Source organism: Virgibacillus sp. AGTR, assembly GCF_016919725.2.
Classification (GTDB): domain Bacteria; phylum Bacillota; class Bacilli; order Bacillales; family Amphibacillaceae; genus Virgibacillus; species Virgibacillus salarius.
On record NZ_JAJERH010000044.1, the window covers coordinates 13,097 to 33,735 of the forward strand.

Consider the following 20,639-nt stretch of genomic DNA (forward strand, 5'->3'; position numbering starts at 1 on the left):
AAACAGCCTTCGGATCCGTTCGGCTTTATCATGTTTTTTAGATATTTTTTATTTCGAAAAGTATTTCTTTATTTCATCTGCTATTCGACGTGAAGCTTCTCCGTCCCCATAAGGATTAGAAGCTTTTGCCATTTTATCATGTGCGTCTTGATCGGATAACAATTCATTAGCTAGTTGAAAAATTGTCTCTTCATCTGTCCCTGCTAATTTTAATGTACCTGCATCTATTCCTTCTGGCCGTTCCGTTGTATCTCGCAACACAAGGACAGGCACACCTAAAGAAGGTGCTTCTTCCTGAACACCACCAGAATCAGTCAAAATCAAATGAGAACGAGCTGCAAAATTATGAAAATCGACTACTCCGAGTGGTTCAATTAGTTGAATTCTTTCATCATTTCCTAAAATTTCATTCGCAGTCTGTTGAACGACCGGATTCAAATGCACTGGGTATACGACCTGAATATCGTCATGTGTCTCAACCAATCGCTTAATTGCTCGAAACATTTGCTGCATATTATTACCTAAATTTTCTCTCCGATGAGCAGTCATTAAAACAAGGCGTTTGTCTCCAATTTTATTAAGGATTGGATGACTGTAGGATGCATTTACCGTCGTTTTCAACGCATCTATAGCCGTATTCCCTGTCACAGCTATATGCTTCTCAGACTTGTTTTCCTGTATTAAATTCTGCTTGGATTTATCCGTTGGTGAAAAATGCAGATCTGCCATAACGCCAGTAAGCTGCCTATTCATTTCCTCAGGATACGGAGAGTATTTATTCCAAGTTCTAAGACCAGCTTCTACGTGACCTACAGCAATTTGATTGTAAAATGCCGCAAGTGAAGCTGCAAAAGTAGTTGTAGTATCTCCATGGACAAGAACAATATCAGGCTTCGTTTCTTTCATTACTTCATCCAAACCCTCTAATGCCCGCGTCGTAATTTGTGCTAACGTTTGCTGCTTCTTCATAATATTTAGGTCATAATCTGGTGTAATATCAAAAATTTCCAGAACCTGATCTAGCATTTCTCTATGTTGAGCAGTAACAGTAACAATAGATTCAAATTCATCCGATCGCTTATTTAATTCAAGTACAAGAGGTGCCATTTTAATCGCTTCTGGCCTTGTACCAAAAATCGTCATTACTTTTATCCGCTTAGTCATTTTATATTCACTCCAACAGGATATTGTTATTTTGTTCCGAACAAACGGTCTCCAGCGTCACCTAGCCCAGGGATTATATAACCCTTTTCATCTAACTTCTCATCTAAAGCTCCAAGGTAAATATCTACATCCGGGTGCTCTTCCTTAATTACCTCTACTCCTTCTGGAGCAGCTATTAGACACATCAACCGAATGTTTTGTGCCCCCCGTTTTTTCAAGGAATGGATTGCATCGTTTGCCGATCCACCAGTAGCTAGCATCGGATCAATCACGATCAATTCACGTTCTTCAATATCCGTAGGCAATTTAACATAATATTCAACTGGCTTTAGTGTCTGCGGATCACGATATAATCCAACATGACCTACTTTCGCTGCCGGGATAAGCTTTAACATACCATCAACCATACCTAACCCAGCTCGAAGAATAGGTACAAGTCCAATCTTTTTACCAGCAAGTACGTTGGCTTTTGCCTCCATCACTGGTGTTTCTATCGTTTGTTCTTGCAGCGGCAGGTTTCTGGTAATTTCAAAAGCCATAAGCATGGAAACTTCATCTACCAATTCCCGAAACTCTTTCGTTCCAGTGTTTTTATCTCGTATGTACGTTAATTTATGCTGAATTAACGGATGATCCAGTACGAAAACCTTTCCCATTTTGCCGATCACTCCTTTGTATTAGTTGCATCTTTAAAATTGTACTCAAAAATAGATAAGCTTTCAAGCTTAGCGAAAATATTTCCATATTAAATGAATGGTAAATTAGCCTAGCTATTCACGTCTACCTCGAAAAAAGGATGCCCATAAGGACACCCTGTAAAATCTATGCAAAGACAGCATATAATGGGAATTTTTCGGTTAATGCTTTTACACGTTGCTCTGCTGTTTTCAAAGTCGTTTCATCTTCGTGATTTTTCAAAGTTAATGCAATTATAGCAGCAATCTCCTTCATTTCTTCTTTACCAAACCCTCGAGAAGTAACTGCAGCAGTACCAATTCGAATCCCACTTGTTACAAACGGACTCTCTTGATCAAATGGTATCGTGTTTTTATTGGTAGTTATACCAATATCGTCAAGAACCTTCTCTGAAATCTTTCCTGTTAAGCCAAGCGGCGTAACATCTAAAAGCAGAAGGTGATTATCCGTTCCTCCAGATACAATACGAATTCCTTCTTCCTGTAATGCCTTTCCAAGTACAGTTGCGTTTTCAATAATATGCTTGCTGTATGATTTAAAAGAATCGGATAATGCTTCTTTGAATGATACTGCTTTTGCAGCAATAATATGCATTAAAGGGCCACCCTGCATTCCTGGAAATACTGTTTTATCGATCTTTTTAGCAAAAGCTTCTTTACACAATATCATCCCGCCTCGTGGACCACGCAATGTTTTATGTGTTGTTGTAGTTACAAAATCAGCGTATGGAACAGGATTTGGATGAAGTCCTGCAGCAACTAGTCCAGCAATATGTGCCATATCAACCATTAAATAAGCGCCTACCGCATCGGCAATCTCTTTAAATTTTGCGAAGTCGATAACTCGTGAATACGCACTGGCACCCGCAACAATTAACTTCGGCTGAACTTCTTCCGCTTTTTTTAATACTGCATGATAGTCAAGTTGTTCAGATTCTTGATCGACACCGTAATCTACAAAGTTATAAAGCGTACCACTAAAGTTAACTGGACTTCCATGTGTTAAGTGTCCACCATGACTTAAGTTCATTCCAAGTACCGTATCTCCCGGTTCTAAGATTGTAAAGTAGACAGCCATGTTCGCTTGTGCACCTGAATGAGGTTGAACATTTACGTGATCTGCTCCAAATAACTGCTTTGCACGATCACGAGCTAGATTCTCTACCACGTCAACATGCTCGCATCCACCATAATATCGTTTTCCTGGATAACCCTCTGCATATTTATTTGTTAACACAGAACCCATCGCTTCCATAACTGCTTCTGAGACGAAATTTTCTGACGCAATCAGTTCAATTTTATCCTGCTGGCGTTTTTTCTCTGCTTCCATAGCTTCAAATAACTCCATATCTATTTGTTTCACATGCTCCATTGTAAAACCTCCTATGTATTTTAATCACTTCAGATGTTGTTCAAAACATTGGAATAAATTTCAATAGACTTTCATCCAATAATTTGAACAGTGACCCTAATGTGAATAATTAATAATTTGTGAATAGCTGTGTCAACTACTAGCATAGACAGCTCGATGCCCACCAATTCTTTTTGGTCGAGTATATGCTGCTACAACCCTCGCATTACCGAGAAAACGCTGTTGAAAACGAATAGGAACTGCTACAGATTTTAAATGCATCCCAATCATTGTCTCTCCAATATCTATACCAGCATGTGCCGAAATACATTCGACAATCACTGGGTCCTTCAAATGTTTATAAGCATACGATGCCATTGATCCACCCGCTTGACGGGTAGGAATCACGGATACTTCTTCTAATTTATATTGTTGCATTACTTTTCGTTCTACGACAATTGCTCTATTTAAATGTTCACAACATTGAAATGAGAGGTGAATACCTGTTTTTATTTGTAATTCAGTTAGCTGTTCAAAAATGACTTCTGCGATTTCTTCACTTCCAGAAGTACCAATTTGTTGCCCTGCTACCTCACTGGTAGAACATCCTACTACAAATAATTCACCTTGATGTAAGAAACCTGATTTCTCCCATTCCGTTTGCATATTAGACAATTCTAGCTTCATTTGCTTCAGAAGTTCGAACATTTTTATCACCTACCATGTGATATAAGTCTAGGCAAGCCCATAGCTTGCCTTACTGCTCTTCATACGTTGTAATTTTGTTAATTCGATTTTCATGACGTCCACCGTCGAAGTCCGTTTCTAGCCAAATTCTTGCAACCTCACGAGCAAGACCTGGACCGACAACACGTTCCCCCATAGCAAGAACATTTGAATTATTGTGTTGGCGTGTCAATTTCGCACTATATACATCATGAGTTAAGGCACAACGAATACCTTTTACCTTATTCGCTGCAATCGACATTCCAATACCCGTTCCACAAATAAAGATACCTCGATCAAATTCTCCACTGGCTACTCGTTCTGCTGCCGGTAATGCGTAGTCTGGATAATCTACTGACGATTCACAGCTACAGCCAACATCCTCATAGTCAATGTTCATCTCCTCTAGTAAGTCCTTTATTTCATTACGGACAGTCATTCCTGCGTGATCTGCAGTAACAATTACCTTCACTTTTTGTTGCTCCTTTCTAGTACCAAACTAATTTACTTTAAACTGATTGATTTGCTGATTTAAGCTCTTAGCTTGCTCTTCTAATTCATGTGCTAAATGATCCACTTGTTCAATCGTAGATGCTTGCTCGTGAATTGCTGCATTTACCTCTTCTGCTCCAGCCGATGTTTCTTCAGCAATCGCAGCAACCTCTTGTGATTGCTTTACGGTATCCTCAATAGATTTTAATTGGCGATCCACCAATTCCGAGATACGATCAATTTCACTAGCTACATTCTCAACAGAACCTGACATTTGCGCAATTGCCTTGTTCGTTGTTTTACCATTAGCAGCTTCTGCTTTTGCATAGGAAACATTTTCGTTAATTTTAGCAACAACACCAGAGACATCTTTTTGAATTGCAGCAATTAACGCAGAAATTTGCTGTACTGCTTGTGCACTCTGATCAGCTAATTTTCGAATTTCATCAGCTACTACTGCAAAACCTTTTCCATGCTCTCCCGCACGCGCCGCTTCAATTGAAGCATTTAATGCAAGTAAATTTGTTTGTTCGGCGATTTCACCAACCAAGGTAATAATCGTCTCAACTTGTATGGCATTTTGCTTTAAATGGTCAACATCCTTTAATGATAATTCCTGTTCATTGGCTAGCTTCTGAATACCATCAACGAGTTGATTAACAGCTAGCTTACTGTGATTTAGGACGTCGAGCATCTCTCCAGATTTTTCTTTTGAGTGTGTCGCCTTACGCTGAACCTCTTGTGCCAGCTCTGTTGCCAATTCAACTGCTTCAGCAGTATTTTGAATAGCTTCTGATGAGCTCTCTGCCCCTTTTGATATATCATCAATTGACGAGCGTATTAAGGTAGAATGTTGCGTAACCTGATCGGAAGCATCTTTAATATGAATAACTGATTTATTTGTACTTTCAAAATGCCTATCTATATTATGTACGATATTCGTCAGATTTTTAAGCATTTTGTCAAATGAGATTCCAAGTGCTCTGATTTCATCATCCGATTTAGAAATTTCTATAACTTGATTCAGGTTGCCCTTAGCAGCATCAGATGCAGCGGCTTCAAGCTTTTCTAGTGGTTTTACTATGAAACGGGCTGCAAAAAATGCTAATATCCCTGACCAAATAATACCAAGTATAAGTGTTCCGATCGTAAATAGTTGTTCAGAGATTTCCCAGTAATTTTGCACATAATTAAAGACAACATAAATAAAAATGGCACTAACCGAATACGTTACCAGTGCTAATACTGTCGTAAACAACACTAATTTCAGCCGTAAACTAAAACGATATCTTTTCTTTTCCATAATACGTTCCCCTGCCTATTTTGATAATTTTTTTTGCAGTAGATCGATATATTTATCCAATTCATTTAGTGTCTCTTGATATATTCGTAAATCTCCACCAAAGGGATCTGATATATCGTAGTTAATTAAATTAGCCTCGAGTCTTCGAATATTAGTTATGTCTTCTGCAAGATACTCTTGAATCTGTTGGTCTAAGAGAGAATTATCTAGCTTATGCTGATTTTCTTGGATAAATAGTGACCTTTTTTCCTCATATTCCGCATATGACTGCTTTAATTTCTTCCATACTTCTTTATCGGCTTCGGAAACGTATTCTTTTAACGTATAGTACTTATCCTGATAGTTAGGATATTCCATTATAAGTGATTGCTTATGCTGTGTTGTCATTGTCAAAACAACGTCTGCCCAATTCAAAAGCTTATTTGTGACTGGTTGCGATTGATGATTCAGCACTATTTGTTTTTGTCTTAAAACTTCTATGGCTTTTGGACTTGCATACTGACCTTCCGCAGCAAAAATGCCAGCCGATTGTACTTCTGCTTCTGGTATTTTATGTTTCACTAAAGCTTCTGCCATTGGACTGCGACATGTATTGCCTGTGCAAACAAACAATAATTTCATAAAAGGGAACCTCCGATAACTAAACTCTTTCTCCAATATACCATATTCGTCTTCCTATAAACCACCACCTTTTTATTACATTTTAAAAGAACCAATTCTCAGCTAGTAACCAGCGCTGAGAATCAGTTCTTAATTAAAGTACGACTATCTGACTACAATAGCTTAATTTTCAAGATGTAATTTCAATCCTTCATGAGAATTGGTAAATCCAAGCTGTTGATAAAAAGCTAGTGCATCTGGTCGTTGTTTATCTGTCGTTAACTGTATAACATGGCAACCTTTCTCCTTAGCTTGTTGAATAGACCACTCCATAAATTTCTTCCCCACACCACGTCCTCTTACAGATGCATCAATTCTTACTCCTTCTACGGTTGCTCTCCAGCCTCCCTGGTATGTAAGATATGGTGTGAATGTAATTTGCAGTACACCTACCACTCGATTTTCCTTTTCTACCACACATAAGCTATTATTTGGATCTGAGTCAATGGCTTGAAAAGCTTGGTGATAGCTTAGAGGTAATGGGTTTTCATATTTTTCTCTTACTTCCCCAAGCTTATCATCTGCTAGTAACTTGACAATGTCATTGAGATCATCGAGATTAGCAAGCCTAAACGTAAGATTAGATAGCATGATTCTCCTCCTGAGTCGCTTGTTTTCTATTCACCATAAGCTTACCCGAGAAAGCGAATAAAATATAATACGCTCTCATTATCTGAATCAATAATTATAGATTATAATGACAATCGGGCTTACCCAAACAATAATCGAAACCCAAATCCGATTAGAATACTACCTCCTAATAATTCACTGTAAACACCTAGGAATCCTCGTACCTTCCTACCTAAGAGCAATCCGACCCAACAAAGGATGGAACTAATTATTCCAAAAAGCAATAACGCCACAATTGTTTTTACTCCAGATATCCCCAGACTAAGTCCCACTGAAAAGCTATCAATACTCAGTCCGAATGCTAGTAAGATCAGTCCTCCTCCTATAGGCTGGATGATTTTCTTTGCTTGATGATTAAATGCAGAGAACATTATTTGTGCACCAATACCTATGAGTAATAGCCCTCCAGCTAGTGTCGTTAGATGACCAATTTGTTCCGAAATTATTCTCCCTAAAATGATTCCTATAAAGGGCATAATGACATGAAATTGTCCAACGACTATGCCTATTAACGCTATTCGTTTCAGACGCAAGCGCTGCATACCCAATCCCAGGCTTACAGAAAATGCGTCTAGGCCAAGTGCTAACGATAAAAACAACAAAGCCGTAAATTCTCCAATATACCCCGACATCGATAATCCCCCTAGGACACGCTTATAAACTATATGCATGTCCTACATGGAATATGAACATAGGGAAAGTGATTTATACAGACCACCTAACAATCAGATTTTATAGAAAGCAAAAGCCAGACAGATTCGAAACGTTTCAGCTAAATTTCGAACTTGTCTGGCTTTCTCCAGTTATAAAGTGAAGCTTTACTGATTGCTAGTACCAGAAGGGTATGACCTAAAGACATTCGAATCAATCGAACATATATTCGTCTTATGGCATTGCCTCAATTTAATTCTATATACTGGCTTGCAGCTTTTTTTAAACGATTCATCACTGCCTGTCCGATCCCTTTCTCTGAAAAGGACTCACTAATAATAATGTCAACTTTTCCGTTCTTGAACGTTCGTAATGCATCATATAATTTTGACGCGATTTGAGTAAGATTATCTCCTAGCGGGATGACTTCATCCGCAGTTAAATGGTTGGTAGCCTTTGTACTTGCCATTAAGCCCACCAGCTTTCCCTCCATTTTCAACTGGTTGATTTTTCGTTGAATCGCTTCTAAAGAACCCTCCACAATATATAAAGGAACTTCTGGTGAATAATGTTTATATTTCATACCTGGTGATTTAGGTCTTTCGGATTGATTTGCCAAAGCTGGATCAATCATAACAGCCCCAGTTATTTCTTTTATTTCCTCCTGTGTAATGCCACCTGGACGGAGGATAATAGGAATATCTTGTGTACAATCTATCACCGTTGATTCCAATCCAACACCAGTTGCTCCGCCATCCACTACCCCAGCAATTTTCCCTTGTAAATCAGTCCAAACGTGTTCCGCACTAGTAGGACTAGGCTTTCCTGATAAATTTGCACTAGGCGCTGCTATTGGTAGATCACATACACGGAGTAACCACCTTGCTATCGGATGACTTGGGATTCTCACGCCAATGGTTGATAAGCCCGCTGTTACGTTTTCTGCACATACCCCATTACTCGGCAAAACAAAAGTAAGCGGTCCAGGAGCAAAAGCTTCCATTAACTTATCCACATATGCGGGCCATCCACACACAAGTCGCTCTAACTGTTGTTTATTAGCAACATGTGCAATAAGCGGATTATCCTGAGGTCGACCCTTGGCTGCAAAGATTTTGCTAACCGCCTCAGAATTGGTAGCGTCTGCACCTAATCCATAAACTGTTTCGGTTGGAAATGCTACCGTTTCGCCTTGCTTCAAAAGTGTGGAGGCTTCTTGAATCATCTCTATATCTATTTTTTCTTGTTTTGTTAATTTCCAATACTTTGTTTCCATCAATGTTGTTACCTCTTTTCTACTATAATCATTTTAGTAGATAGCAGATGTTTTCGCAATGGAACAAGTATACATTCAGCTTGCATAAATACTCTGTACGTTCCCTAACTTATCTTTTCCTTGAAACTTGAAAAATAAAATTCGAAGCTAAATGAAAAACACCCTCGGTCGATTCCTAAATGAACAAGCAGCTGTTGATCCTAGAGTATTCTAAGCATTTCCCATAGAAAGCAAGAAGTGACTCATCTTAATTTCCCTTCAACTAGATAACTATAGGGAGTTAAGTTATACACATCATCACAATTCAATTTATCCACAGCATTATTCTTTAATAATTTAGTTATACTAACTAATGTTTGAATTATACACATTTATCCACAATAAATACGGTGGATATCCACAGTTTTTGTTGATATGTTTGTGGAATTCCTTAGGACACATGATACAACCACCAATTACCGTTTGATTTATCATACTTATCCACGAAAACTTTTTCCTTTTGTGGATGGAATTGTAACGCTTCCAATAAAATATCAACAACCGGCTGATGACTATGCACATATACTCGCTCAGCATGCTGCTGCTTAGCCATTAAAAGGATAGATTCTAATAAAACAGGAAGATGCGCCGCTTCTGATTGTGTAATATATAGTTGCTTTAACCAATAAGTTCCTTCTTCCATTTCTTCTAGTATAAAGCAACCTTCTATCTCTCCTCTTAATTCAACCACATACCCTTTCCGAAGTAGACTTTCTTGATTCACATTAGGGTTATTTTTTAAAAAATGCTCTATTTGTTCAGAAGAAGCTTTATAAGCTGGAATTAAATTCATTTTATTCACCTCTATCTAGATTTAATAGTCTTTAACCATTTACCTCATTCTATGCAAAAAATGGTATATCTATGACCACCCTAGCCATTCAAATAGAAAAAATTTGACCTCTGTTTTTTCCTCTTGCTTTGCCATTTCTTGCTCCTCTGCTTCCTTTTTCTCCTTCGATTCAGCAGCTACAGCACTAGTACCATTTGAAAAATCAAGAAAACACAATGGAGGAAATAGAACACACCACCAATTAGCACCTTGTCCCTTACCTATCGTGATGAGAACCGCTTCATATTCACCAGCTGGGTAGACGTATGAACCATACACTTTTGCTGGAAACGTTACGTTCTTTCCATATTTCACTTGAAAAGCATTAGAATTTCTTGATTCATCCATAGCATTAGCTATTATTTCCTTAATTTCTGGTGTACGTTCCTCTATTAATCTTCTAGCTGCTTCAATGTCTGTAATCTCTTCTACCCATTTGGTGATTTCTTCATTTACTCGATCTCGTACAAGTCTTTTTAATTGTTGATCTTCCTCACTATCACTGTTCGCTAGAATTCGTAAGCGAATGGCATCATCAGGTATTACTTGATACGATTGATTCATACCCTTTTCATCGGTATCCTTACCGGTAATTTGTGCAGGTATACTTAACATAAGAATAACTATTATAAAAACAAAAAATACTAGTTTCTTCATTATCCTGTACCTCCCTACTAACTATAGAAAACAGTATTGTCAGGAAGTGATAAATTTAAACTAGTATTCGATAAAATCATATTTTTATAGCTTTGCAAACAAGATACGATCCTTGCCGTTTATGTCCTTTAGAACGTTTATGTCACTATTAGGATACGTTTTTTTCACTAGGAATGTCACAGCTTCACCTTGTTCATGACCAATTTCAAATGCAATACAGCCATTCTTACGTAATACCTGTTTAGACTGGGATAGAATTTGTTTATATGCTGCAAGTCCATTTTCATCGGCAAATAAGGCAAGCTCGGGGTCAAAATTCTTAACAGTATCCGGTAATTCTGATACCTCATCTCTTGATATATAAGGAGGGTTTGAAACAATAATATCTACCTGCATATGCTGCTCTATTAATGGTATTAAAAAATCTCCTTGATAAAAACGTATATTGGTATGATAATGCTGAGAATTTTCTCTTGCTGTAGCCAATGCTTTATTAGATATATCAGTGGCATATATAGAGGCATTTTTTAATTCTAACGCAAGTGTAATCGCTATAATGCCACTTCCAGTCCCCGCATCCACAATTGTTGGTATCTTATCCACAATCTTCGAATTTGTATATTGTATAACATGTTGTACAAGCTCTTCTGTCTCTGGTCTAGGGATAAGTACATGTTGATTAACATGGAATGTTCTACCATAAAATGATTCATAGCCAATCAGATGTTGAATGGGTACCCCTTGTTTAGCATGCTTTACTATATCCTTTTCATATCTTGCTATCACTTCTTCCGGTACGGAGTCACGCATTGTCACAAAAAATTCAGAGCGTGAAACCTGTAGGTGATGCTGCAGAAGAAGTTCTGCTACTCTTTTTTCCCTATGATGCTTTTCTAAAAAAAGAGAAGCCCATTCGAGGACTTCATATTGCCTATTCTTTTTCATACTATTCACCAATTTGCTCCAGCTTTTTAGTTTGCTCTTCCATAACTAATGCGTCAATAAATTCATCTAGTTTACCTTGCAATATTTGATCCAACTTTTGTATAGTTAAACCGATTCGATGATCTGTCACACGATTTTGCGGGAAATTATACGTACGAATACGCTCCGAACGATCTCCAGTACCAACAGCAGATTTTCTATTTTCATCATACTCGGCTTGCGCTTCCTGTTGATACTTATCATAAATGCGGGCACGAAGTACCTTCATAGCTTTTTCTTTATTTTTAATTTGAGATTTTTCATCTTGAATCGAAACGACAACTCCAGTTGGAAGATGTGTTAGACGTACTGCTGACATCGTAGTATTAACACTTTGCCCACCAGGTCCGCTGGATGCAAACGTATCAACACGGATATCCTTTTCATGAATATCCACTTCCACTTCCTCAGCTTCCGGTAGGACTGCCACGGTCGCTGTAGAGGTATGAATCCTTCCTCCGGATTCTGTTTCCGGAACACGTTGAACCCGATGTGCACCATTTTCAAATTTAAGTTTAGAAAAAGCGCCTTTACCGTTTATCATAAAGATAATTTCTTTATAGCCACCAACACCTGTCGTACTCGCTTCCATTACTTCAATTTTCCAGCCATACTGCTCTGCATAGCGAGAATACATACGATATAAATCTCCAGCAAATAGTGCTGCTTCATCACCACCAGCTGCACCACGAATTTCCATGAACACGTTTTTATCGTCATTGGGGTCTTTTGGTAATAGAAGAATCTTCATTTTATCTTCTAGTTCTACTATATTATCGTTGAGCTCGGTTATCTCCAATTTCACCATTTCTTGCATTTCTTCATCTAGATTATCTTCTAGCATTTCCTTTGCATCCTTCAGTTGGGATGTCATATCTTTATACTCTCGAAAAGCTTGAACAACATCTTCCAGCCCAGCTTGCTCTTTTGAATATTCACGTAGTTTCTTGGAATCATTTATAATTTCCGGATCACTTAACATTTCATTTAATTTATTGTAACGATCTTCTAAAGACTGTAAACGTTCTAGCATCACGGCCACCTCTTTCTGATTAACAGTATAATTATAGTATACTCACGTTATGAGGTCAAAGTTATACCCACTTGCTCATCTATTATATGATTTTTCAATCTATTACACATACAGAATATATTTATGCATTGTTATACAGCGAAGTACAAAACAATTTTAACTTAAAACCAAATGTTTAGTTGTCGCTTGTACTTCCTTCTTATCATTCTATTCTTATACAACCAGTTTATCGGGTTTAAAACGCTTTTAAACAGTAAAAACAAAGGATATATAAAGCGAAACTTCAATTAGTGGGGATTATATTTAATATAGAAACTGGAATATACGAGGCTCCTGCGAAAAAAGAAACGATGTAAAGCCCAAGAGGGCTGGACGCAGAAAGCGAGTATATTCCAGTATGTAGGTATGGAGCTGCTTTTAGTCAACCCCTTGATCTTGATAGCTTCGATAAGCTATTTAAAATAGTATTCGTTGGTTTATTAGGCACTTCGTGATGATGGCGGCATCTTGGCTCATAAGACTCCGATGCTCCGACTAAAATAATTGGATCATCATACGAAGCGGGCTTATTATTAATCAAACGTTGTGTACGGCTAGCTGGTGAACCGCAAATCGGACAGATGGCATTCAGCTTCGTCACCGACTCACTTAAAGCCATTAGCTTCGGCATTGGTCCAAATGGTTCTCCGCGAAAATCTGTATCCAAGCCAGCAGTAATCGCACGAATCCCTTTATTTGCTAATTCTTCAACTGTGTCAACTATATTCTCATCAAAAAATTGGACCTCATCAATGCCAACGATGTCTACTTTTTCATCCATATGCTCTAATAACTCATCTGAACTACTCACCGGTCTAGCAATAATTGAAGTACCGTTATGCGAAACAACTGCCTCTTCTTCATATCGATTATCAATAGCTGGTTTAAACACTCGTACTGATAGGTTTGCATAGGTTGCTCGACGAACACGGCGAATTAGTTCTTCAGATTTACCAGAGAACATACTGCCACATATTACTTCGATCCAACCACTTTGCTTCATCACATACATGATAAGTGTCCTCTCTTTCAATAATTACAATGTATCTTAGTAGTTTACCCGTCATTTATTTTACCTTACATGGAAATAAAGCATTTATTAAAAAACGCTGTTAATATATCAGAATAACATGATAACGTCTGGTTCGTCCTCTTTCCACATTCTCTCGTAGTAAAAAGTAAAAAACAGGCAAAGATTAGACGTTTTGCCTGTTTTTAAGGTATTTTCAATAATTCTAGCTAGGACATCAACGTGTTCCTGCTATTTATTTCATATTATATTTTTTCTTGAATCGATCTACGCGGCCGCCAACTTTATCAGCTTTTTGTTTACCAGTGTAGAAAGGATGTGATTCTGAACTGATCTCCACACGAATCAATGGGTATGTGTTACCATCTTCCCACTCAATTGTTTCGTCAGAAGACTTTGTTGAACCACTCAAGAATTTAAAATCTGAGCTTGTATCAAGAAATACTACTTTTCTGTATTCTGGATGAATTTCCTTTTTCATGTTATTCCACTCCTTTTTGCCCTGAGTCCTTTGGAAACAGAGTTATTGTAAGAGCCGTCATAGGTACAATACCTTATCTAAACTCACATAAAAAGATTATAACAGTCTGGCCATCTGAATGCAATAGTATAGAATTAAATAATTGAAGTTGACGCTTTACCTCTTAGTGCCACGGCGTTTCATTTCTTCGTCCATTAATTGGAAAAATTCTTCATTATTTTTTGAAGATTTAAGACGCCTTAAGAAACGTTCGAGGAAGTCATTTGAATCTTGCATTGTTTTACGAATTGCCCACATTTTATCTAGATGGGCTTTTTCTACAAGTAATTCTTCTTTTCTTGTACCTGAACGTAGAATATCAATTGCAGGAAAGATTCTACGTTGGGCAAGGTTACGATCTAAATGTAATTCCATGTTACCTGTTCCCTTGAACTCTTCATAAATTACATCATCCATCCGTGATCCTGTATCAACTAATGCTGTAGCAAGAATTGTAAAGCTTCCGCCTTCTTCAATATTTCTCGCTGCTCCAAAGAATCGTTTTGGACGGTGAAATGCCGCAGGATCAATACCACCAGAAAGTGTACGCCCGCTTGGAGGGATAACCAGATTGTATGCTCGCGCCAGCCGCGTAATACTATCCATTAGCACAATAACATCACGTTTATGCTCCACTAAACGCATTGCTCTTTCTAGCACTAATTCTGAAACTTTAATATGACTCTCTGGTACTTCATCAAATGTAGAACTTACTACATCAACATCAGGATGTACAGATCTTTCAATATCAGTTACTTCCTCTGGACGTTCATCAACAAGTAGAATAATAAGCTTTGCATCTGGATGGTTTTCAGAAATACTGTTTGCGATCTCTTTTAGAAGCATTGTTTTCCCAGCTTTAGGGGGTGCAACAATTAAACCTCGTTGACCATAACCTACCGGTGTCATTAAATCAATGATACGCGTAGACAATTTATTTGTTTCTGTCTCAAGTTTCATTAGACGATCTGGATACAATGCCGTTAGAGCTGGGAAGTGAACTCTTTCCTTCGCTGTTTCAGGATCATCACCATTTACCGCATCTACATGTAATAACCCGTAATATCTTTCATTTTCTTTAGGTGGACGAACTTTACCAGATACTTTATCCCCATTTCGTAAATCAAAGCGACGAATTTGCGATGCAGATATATAAATATCCTCTGCACTCGGGGAATAATTAATAGGTCTTAAGAAGCCGAATCCTTCTGATGGAATAATCTCTAAAATCCCATCCATAAATAGATACCCATCTTTTTCAGCCTGTCCTTTTAAAATTGCAAAAATAAGTTCTTTTTTCGTTAACTTTGCATAATAAGAGACTTTATACTCCCTTGCTAATGCATAAATTTCTTTCAATGTTAACGTCTCCAGATGGGAGATAGTTAATCCTGCCATAAAATCACCACGCCTATTTAATATTAAACATAGAAAAAATATAATTACTAAAACCCATTGCATTATTACGAGTTTGTGATTTTCACTTCTTTTTTGGAAGGTCTGTCCTTGTAGAAATGAAGAAAATTTCGGAAGCTAGATTAGAAGTCCAACGATATAATCATGTATTAAACATATACCATAATACTCTTTTGATGATTAATATTCAACACCATAATGACAAATATCATAGAAAATCTTAAAGATTTAGAGGTTGTGTCATCATTTACATTGAGGTAGCTAGTGATTATTTATTACGTATATCACTAATTCCAATTATTGTTCGCTTTTAAAATACAGCACATGCTAAATTTTGTAGTTTATATAGAAAAGGAAGCCACTACACTTGACTGGCTTCCTTTTCTATCATCTCTAAAAAAGAAAGTATAGCTACACACAACAGTTGTAACCACATTTCATTATTTTCATACGTTATTCTGGTTTAATAACAAGATCAGGTTTTTTCTGCAGGCTATGCGCACCATCAATAAATCGTACTGTACCACTTTTCGCACGCATTACAATGGTTTCTGTTTTAGCCTTTGTACCCTTAAATTGTACACCTTTTAGTAATTCACCATCTGTTACACCAGTAGCCGCGAAAATAGCATCATCACCACTACAGAAGTCTTTCATCGTAAGTACTTTGTTCAAATCAGCTATTCCCATTTTTTCACAACGTTCTTCTTCCTCTGTGTTAGATGGCACGAGCTTCCCTTGCATTTCACCGCCTAGACATTTTAATGCAACTGCAGCTATAACCCCCTCAGGAGCACCACCAGTTCCCAGTAAAATGTCTACACCCGTTTCATCAAAAGCGGTGTTAATTGCACCTGCTACATCACCATTAGAAATTAATTTAATACGCGCTCCTGCGTCACGAATTTCTTGAATCAATTTCTCATGTCTAGGTCTATCTAGAACAGTTACCACAACATCTTCAACAGCTTTATTTTTTGCCTTTGCTACTGCCTGAAGGTTTTCTATCGTTGATGCATTGATATCAATCTTCCCAACAGCCTCTGGTCCAACAGCAATTTTCTGCATATACATATCTGGTGCATGTAATAATGTACCTTTGTCAGCAATAGCAATAACTGCTAGTGCATTCCATGAACCATTTGCAACAATACTTGTACCTTCAAGTGGATCAACAGCAACGTCTACTCCAGGTCCATGACCTGTGCCAAGCTGTTCCCCAATATATAACATTGGAGCTTCATCCATTTCTCCCTCACCGATAACTACAGTACCTTGCATTGGAATAGTATCAAATACATCACGCATAGCTGTTGTTGCTGCATCATCTGCTTCATCTTTTTTACCTCTACCCATCCAACGAGCAGATTTTAATGCGGCTGCTTCGGTAACCCGAACCAATTCCATTGTTAAACTTCTTTCCATTACGTATCTCTCCCTTTTGTAAAATATCCTCATCCCGAGAAGAATTTTTACAAAGGTATTCCCTAACCTTATGCTAACTTCTCTCTAAGAATTCTGTAGTTGTATAATTTCTTGATCTGTCAATTCTTCACGCCAAATTTTAGCACCTAGGTCGGTTAATTTATCTGTGATTTTCTCATATCCTCGATCAACATGATCGAGTCCAGTTATTTCGGTAACTCCATCTGCCATAAGTCCAGCAATTATTAATGCGGCACCTGCTCGGAGATCCGTAGCGTTAACTTTAGCAGCTTGTAGCTGAACGGGGCCAGAGACAATAGCAGATCCACCTTCTACTTTAATAGACGCATTCATTCTTCTTAATTCATCTATATGCTTTAAGCGAGCAGAATAAATCGTGTCTGTAACCACACCCGTATTTACCGCTTTCGTCAACAAGGTAGTAAATGGCTGTTGTAGGTCTGTCGGAAATCCTGGGTAAACAAGTGTTTTTATATCAACACTTTTCAATGGATTTTTAGGAGCAATAAGTAACTGTTCCGCACTCTCTTCAATAGATATCCCCATCTCACGTAGCTTAGCTAAAAGTGATTCCAAATGAGGAGGAATTACATTATCGATGATAACCTCTTTCCCTTGTGCTGCAGCAGCTATCGTGTAAGTACCTGCTTCAATACGATCAGGGATAATAGTATGTCTGCAACCATTAAGCGAAGGTACTCCTTCAATCCGGATTACATCCGTACCTACCCCTTTTATTTTTGCTCCCATATTCGTAAGCAGTGTAGCCACATCAATTATTTCAGGTTCCTTTGCAGCATTCTCAATAACTGTTTTTCCTTTTGCCTTTACTGCAGCTAACATGATATTGATTGTTGCACCAACGCTTACAACATCAAGGTAGATTCTTGCACCTCTAAGTTCATTCGCCCGAAGGTAAATAGCTCCTTGTTCATTCGTTACCTCTGCACCAAGTGCTTCAAACCCTTTAATATGCTGATCGATTGGACGTGGTCCTAAAAAACAACCACCCGGAAGTCCGATAACTGCCTTTTTAAATTTTCCTAGCATTGCTCCCATAAAATAATAGGAGGCTCTAAGCTTTTTCACTTTCCCATTAGGGAGAGGCATGGCAATCATATTCTCAGGATTGATATGAACGGTTTGTCCATCCCAGGAAACCGTACCACCGATTTCCTCAAGTAAATCGCCTAATGTATATACGTCTGAAATCTCTGGTAGTCCTTCAATAGTTACATTAGAATCAGCTAAAATCGCGGCTGGCAATAGCGCTACAGCACTATTCTTCGCTCCGCTGATTCGTACTTTGCCATTTAGAACATGGCCACCTTCAACTAACATTTTTTGCATTAAGATAACCCCACTTAGGCAAGGAACATGATTAGCATCGAATTATGCTAACATTGACTTGCAAACTTATTTGCAGCAAGTACTGCTGCTTCTGTTCCTTAGGATGTGTACTTCTTCCATTATTATGCAATTATTTTTGCTTATTCCAATCAGCAAGGAATTTCTCGATTCCCTGATCAGTTAATGGATGTTTTACCAGCTGCTCCAATACTTTAAACGGAATAGTAGCAATATGCGCACCCTTTTTAGCAGCATCTATAACATGTAGTGGATGGCGTATAGAAGCCGCAATTATTTGTGCATGAATATCATGTTTATTAAATATCTCTGAAATGGTTTCAATTAATACCATACCGTCATGGCCAATATCATCTAATCTACCTAGAAAAGGTGAAACATACGTAGCTCCTGCACGCGCAGCAAGTAGCGCTTGATTAGCATTGAAAATTAGCGTAACGTTGGTTTTAATATTCAATTCGCTAAATGCTTTAACAGCTTTTAGTCCTTCCAATGTCATTGGAACTTTAACTGTTATGTTTGGTGCGATTGCCGCAAGTTCTTTCCCTTCACGAATCATTCCTTCTGCATCCTCGGAAATCACCTCTGCACTCACAGATCCAGAAACTTCTTCTGTGATTTCACGTAATCGATCGTGAAAAGATACATCCTCTTTAGAAACTAAACTTGGGTTAGTTGTGACACCATCTAAAACGCCAAGTGCATTTGCCTCACGAATTTCATCAATATTGGCTGTATCAATAAAGAATTTCATTGATTGTCGCCTCCTAACTAATAAGCTGTTACCGATTATGCTTGTTGTGATGAACCAAATTCACGCATCTTGCCAATAACGGTTTGCTTGATTGCTTCTGTACCAGGTCCTAGGTATTTACGTGGATCATAAAGCTCAGGCTTATCTTTTAATACTTGACGTACAGCGTTTGTTTGAGAGATTTGGTTCTCCGTATTCACATTGATTTTCGCAGTACCTAAAGAAATAGCACGCTGAATATCTTTAGTAGGGATTCCCGTACCACCATGTAAAACTAACGGTAATTTAACAGTTGAAAGAATTTCTTCCATTTCTTTAAATCCTAAATTGGGTTCTCCTTTGTATGGTCCGTGCACTGAACCAAGCGCTGGAGCTAAACAATCAATACCAGTTTGATCCACTAATTCTTTACATTCCTTTGGATCAGCATAAATAACACCGTCTGCTATCACATCATCTTCTTGACCACCAACTGTTCCCAATTCAGCTTCAACGGATACACCATGAAGATGAGCTAGTTCCACAACCTTTTTAGTAATTGCTATGTTTTCTTCAAGTGGATCATGAGATGCATCAATCATTACGGATGTAAAGCCAGCGTGAATAGCTTCTGCACACTTAGCAAAACTTGAACCATGATCTAAATGTATAGCAACAGGTACGGTTGTACCATACGATTCCATAAGTGCCTTCACCATTGATACAACAACGTTGAAGCCACCCATATATTTAGCAGCACCTTCTGATACCCCAAGGATTACTGGGGATTTCTCTTCTTCTGCTGCCTGAAGAATCGCTTGTGCGTATTCCAGGTTATTTAAATTGAACTGACCAACTGCATAACCATTGTCTTTCCCTTTTTCTAGCATCTCTTTCATTGATACTAATGGCATATATATCCTCCTCTTAGATGAACTATGCACCTATTTGAAAATAATTTAATTACAATATTAGAATACCAACAACAACTCAAAGTCGCAACAATCCTGCTAGTCAACCAATAATTGATTTGACCAAATCACATACTTCTTGGATATTAAAAGGCTTCGTTAGCACACTTTCTACGTTGCTACAATCTTCATTCTCACGAATAACTTCTTCTGTTATACCGCTCATTACAATAGTTCGTGTAGATACACCTGTTTGATTCATCAATCGTATTACCTCGAATGCATTATAAATTGGCAGCTTATAATCAATCATTAATAATTGGAAAGAAGAGGAAGTGACTTTGTCCAATCCTTCTTTACCTGTTTTCGCAGTTTCCACATGATAACCTTCATTTGTAAGGATATCTGTCAGTAGCATACAGATTCCAGGTTGGTCATCGACAATTAAAATTTTCTTTTTCATATAATGAATATCCCCTTTCCAAAAGCATTTATCCCCCATCACTTATATTCTATATGAACAAGATGATATCCTGCTGTCATATTAGGTTTTTACTGATTATACATACTCAACTCGTAAGAAGCGCAAGGAAATAGACTAAGAAAAACTGAGCAAAATTCGCTCAGTCCTTATCACTAAATGCTCAGATTTAAGCTTCCTCTAGTAGCTATTATGGAATAAT

General features: G+C 37.9%; 22 protein-coding genes. All 22 read right to left on the minus strand.

The features are described from left to right. Positions 1–48: 48 nt before the first annotated feature. Complete coding sequence (gene wecB, locus JUJ52_RS15160; RefSeq protein WP_026681782.1) at positions 49–1,164, minus strand: non-hydrolyzing UDP-N-acetylglucosamine 2-epimerase; 1,116 nt, start codon at positions 1,162–1,164, stop codon at positions 49–51. Between the two features lie 26 nt (positions 1,165–1,190). After that, positions 1,191–1,820, minus strand: a complete 630-nt coding sequence (upp, locus tag JUJ52_RS15165) for a uracil phosphoribosyltransferase (protein WP_026681783.1) — start codon at positions 1,818–1,820, stop codon at positions 1,191–1,193. A 166-nt stretch (positions 1,821–1,986) separates the two neighbouring features. Further along, a complete protein-coding gene (locus JUJ52_RS15170; RefSeq protein WP_026681784.1) occupies positions 1,987–3,231 on the minus strand; it encodes a serine hydroxymethyltransferase in 1,245 nt (414 codons plus the stop codon). Positions 3,232–3,363: 132 nt separating this feature from the next. Next, a complete protein-coding gene (locus JUJ52_RS15175; protein ID WP_371414005.1) occupies positions 3,364–3,876 on the minus strand; it encodes a TIGR01440 family protein in 513 nt (170 codons plus the stop codon). Between the two features lie 91 nt (positions 3,877–3,967). After that, on the minus strand, positions 3,968–4,408 hold the full coding sequence (gene rpiB, locus JUJ52_RS15180) for a ribose 5-phosphate isomerase B (protein WP_026681786.1): 441 nt from the start codon (positions 4,406–4,408) through the stop codon (positions 3,968–3,970). A gap of 27 nt (positions 4,409–4,435) precedes the next feature. Beyond that, positions 4,436–5,731 carry a methyl-accepting chemotaxis protein gene (locus JUJ52_RS15185; RefSeq protein ID WP_026681787.1) on the minus strand — a complete coding sequence of 432 codons (1,296 nt, stop codon included), beginning with the start codon at positions 5,729–5,731 and terminating at the stop codon, positions 4,436–4,438. A gap of 15 nt (positions 5,732–5,746) precedes the next feature. Continuing rightward, a complete protein-coding gene (locus JUJ52_RS15190) occupies positions 5,747–6,352 on the minus strand; it encodes a low molecular weight protein arginine phosphatase (protein ID WP_166530107.1) in 606 nt (201 codons plus the stop codon). 162 nt (positions 6,353–6,514) lie between these two features. After that, complete coding sequence (locus JUJ52_RS15195) at positions 6,515–6,982, minus strand: GNAT family N-acetyltransferase (RefSeq protein ID WP_205389109.1); 468 nt, start codon at positions 6,980–6,982, stop codon at positions 6,515–6,517. 119 nt (positions 6,983–7,101) lie between these two features. Beyond that, entirely contained in the window at positions 7,102–7,653 is a 552-nt protein-coding gene (locus JUJ52_RS15200) for a manganese efflux pump MntP (protein ID WP_026681790.1), read from the minus strand. A 266-nt stretch (positions 7,654–7,919) separates the two neighbouring features. Beyond that, entirely contained in the window at positions 7,920–8,948 is a 1,029-nt protein-coding gene (locus tag JUJ52_RS15205) for an L-threonylcarbamoyladenylate synthase (RefSeq protein WP_121605794.1), read from the minus strand. A gap of 430 nt (positions 8,949–9,378) precedes the next feature. Beyond that, entirely contained in the window at positions 9,379–9,780 is a 402-nt protein-coding gene (locus JUJ52_RS15210; RefSeq protein WP_026681792.1) for a GNAT family N-acetyltransferase, read from the minus strand. Positions 9,781–9,849: 69 nt separating this feature from the next. Next, positions 9,850–10,476, minus strand: coding sequence for a stage II sporulation protein R (gene spoIIR, locus JUJ52_RS15215; RefSeq protein WP_205389110.1), 627 nt, complete (start codon positions 10,474–10,476; stop codon positions 9,850–9,852). An 84-nt stretch (positions 10,477–10,560) separates the two neighbouring features. Next, positions 10,561–11,421 (minus strand): peptide chain release factor N(5)-glutamine methyltransferase, encoded by an 861-nt coding sequence (gene prmC / locus JUJ52_RS15220; RefSeq protein WP_205389705.1) that lies wholly within the window; start codon positions 11,419–11,421, stop codon positions 10,561–10,563. A 1-nt stretch (position 11,422) separates the two neighbouring features. After that, complete coding sequence (prfA, locus tag JUJ52_RS15225; RefSeq protein ID WP_026681795.1) at positions 11,423–12,493, minus strand: peptide chain release factor 1; 1,071 nt, start codon at positions 12,491–12,493, stop codon at positions 11,423–11,425. Positions 12,494–12,914: 421 nt separating this feature from the next. Continuing rightward, entirely contained in the window at positions 12,915–13,544 is a 630-nt protein-coding gene (locus JUJ52_RS15230; protein WP_205389112.1) for a thymidine kinase, read from the minus strand. Positions 13,545–13,797: 253 nt separating this feature from the next. Then, positions 13,798–14,043, minus strand: coding sequence for a type B 50S ribosomal protein L31 (locus tag JUJ52_RS15235; protein ID WP_026681797.1), 246 nt, complete (start codon positions 14,041–14,043; stop codon positions 13,798–13,800). A gap of 156 nt (positions 14,044–14,199) precedes the next feature. Continuing rightward, positions 14,200–15,480, minus strand: coding sequence for a transcription termination factor Rho (rho, locus tag JUJ52_RS15240; protein ID WP_026681798.1), 1,281 nt, complete (start codon positions 15,478–15,480; stop codon positions 14,200–14,202). A 471-nt stretch (positions 15,481–15,951) separates the two neighbouring features. Further along, on the minus strand, positions 15,952–16,923 hold the full coding sequence (glpX, locus tag JUJ52_RS15245) for a class II fructose-bisphosphatase (protein WP_026681799.1): 972 nt from the start codon (positions 16,921–16,923) through the stop codon (positions 15,952–15,954). Positions 16,924–17,007: 84 nt separating this feature from the next. Beyond that, positions 17,008–18,294: a UDP-N-acetylglucosamine 1-carboxyvinyltransferase gene (locus tag JUJ52_RS15250; protein WP_121603959.1), complete on the minus strand. Its 1,287-nt coding sequence runs from the start codon at positions 18,292–18,294 to the stop codon at positions 17,008–17,010. A gap of 130 nt (positions 18,295–18,424) precedes the next feature. Further along, positions 18,425–19,066, minus strand: coding sequence for a fructose-6-phosphate aldolase (fsa, locus tag JUJ52_RS15255; RefSeq protein WP_026681801.1), 642 nt, complete (start codon positions 19,064–19,066; stop codon positions 18,425–18,427). 35 nt (positions 19,067–19,101) lie between these two features. After that, entirely contained in the window at positions 19,102–19,959 is an 858-nt protein-coding gene (locus tag JUJ52_RS15260) for a class II fructose-bisphosphate aldolase (RefSeq protein ID WP_205389114.1), read from the minus strand. Between the two features lie 100 nt (positions 19,960–20,059). Further along, on the minus strand, positions 20,060–20,419 hold the full coding sequence (locus JUJ52_RS15265; RefSeq protein ID WP_026681803.1) for a response regulator: 360 nt from the start codon (positions 20,417–20,419) through the stop codon (positions 20,060–20,062). Positions 20,420–20,639 lie beyond the last annotated feature (220 nt).

Bases quoted from the DNA above. Each gene is read 5' to 3' on its own strand.
- wecB (WP_026681782.1), bottom strand. From the start codon at position 1,164: ATGACTAAGCGGATAAAAGTAATGACGATTTTTGGTACAAGGCCAGAA.
- upp (WP_026681783.1), bottom strand. From the start codon at position 1,820: ATGGGAAAGGTTTTCGTACTGGATCATCCGTTAATTCAGCATAAATTA.
- JUJ52_RS15170 (WP_026681784.1), bottom strand. From the start codon at position 3,231: ATGGAGCATGTGAAACAAATAGATATGGAGTTATTTGAAGCTATGGAA.
- JUJ52_RS15175 (WP_371414005.1), bottom strand. From the start codon at position 3,876: ATGCAAACGGAATGGGAGAAATCAGGTTTCTTACATCAAGGTGAATTA.
- JUJ52_RS15185 (WP_026681787.1), bottom strand. From the start codon at position 5,731: ATGGAAAAGAAAAGATATCGTTTTAGTTTACGGCTGAAATTAGTGTTG.
- JUJ52_RS15190 (WP_166530107.1), bottom strand. From the start codon at position 6,352: ATGAAATTATTGTTTGTTTGCACAGGCAATACATGTCGCAGTCCAATG.
- JUJ52_RS15195 (WP_205389109.1), bottom strand. From the start codon at position 6,982: ATGCTATCTAATCTTACGTTTAGGCTTGCTAATCTCGATGATCTCAAT.
- JUJ52_RS15200 (WP_026681790.1), bottom strand. From the start codon at position 7,653: ATGTCGGGGTATATTGGAGAATTTACGGCTTTGTTGTTTTTATCGTTA.
- JUJ52_RS15205 (WP_121605794.1), bottom strand. From the start codon at position 8,948: ATGGAAACAAAGTATTGGAAATTAACAAAACAAGAAAAAATAGATATA.
- JUJ52_RS15210 (WP_026681792.1), bottom strand. From the start codon at position 9,780: ATGAATTTAATTCCAGCTTATAAAGCTTCTTCTGAACAAATAGAGCAT.
- spoIIR (WP_205389110.1), bottom strand. From the start codon at position 10,476: ATGAAGAAACTAGTATTTTTTGTTTTTATAATAGTTATTCTTATGTTA.
- prmC (WP_205389705.1), bottom strand. From the start codon at position 11,421: ATGAAAAAGAATAGGCAATATGAAGTCCTCGAATGGGCTTCTCTTTTT.
- prfA (WP_026681795.1), bottom strand. From the start codon at position 12,493: ATGCTAGAACGTTTACAGTCTTTAGAAGATCGTTACAATAAATTAAAT.
- JUJ52_RS15230 (WP_205389112.1), bottom strand. From the start codon at position 13,544: ATGTATGTGATGAAGCAAAGTGGTTGGATCGAAGTAATATGTGGCAGT.
- JUJ52_RS15235 (WP_026681797.1), bottom strand. From the start codon at position 14,043: ATGAAAAAGGAAATTCATCCAGAATACAGAAAAGTAGTATTTCTTGAT.
- rho (WP_026681798.1), bottom strand. From the start codon at position 15,480: ATGGCAGGATTAACTATCTCCCATCTGGAGACGTTAACATTGAAAGAA.
- glpX (WP_026681799.1), bottom strand. From the start codon at position 16,923: ATGGAAAGAAGTTTAACAATGGAATTGGTTCGGGTTACCGAAGCAGCC.
- JUJ52_RS15250 (WP_121603959.1), bottom strand. From the start codon at position 18,294: ATGCAAAAAATGTTAGTTGAAGGTGGCCATGTTCTAAATGGCAAAGTA.
- fsa (WP_026681801.1), bottom strand. From the start codon at position 19,066: ATGAAATTCTTTATTGATACAGCCAATATTGATGAAATTCGTGAGGCA.
- JUJ52_RS15260 (WP_205389114.1), bottom strand. From the start codon at position 19,959: ATGCCATTAGTATCAATGAAAGAGATGCTAGAAAAAGGGAAAGACAAT.
- JUJ52_RS15265 (WP_026681803.1), bottom strand. From the start codon at position 20,419: ATGAAAAAGAAAATTTTAATTGTCGATGACCAACCTGGAATCTGTATG.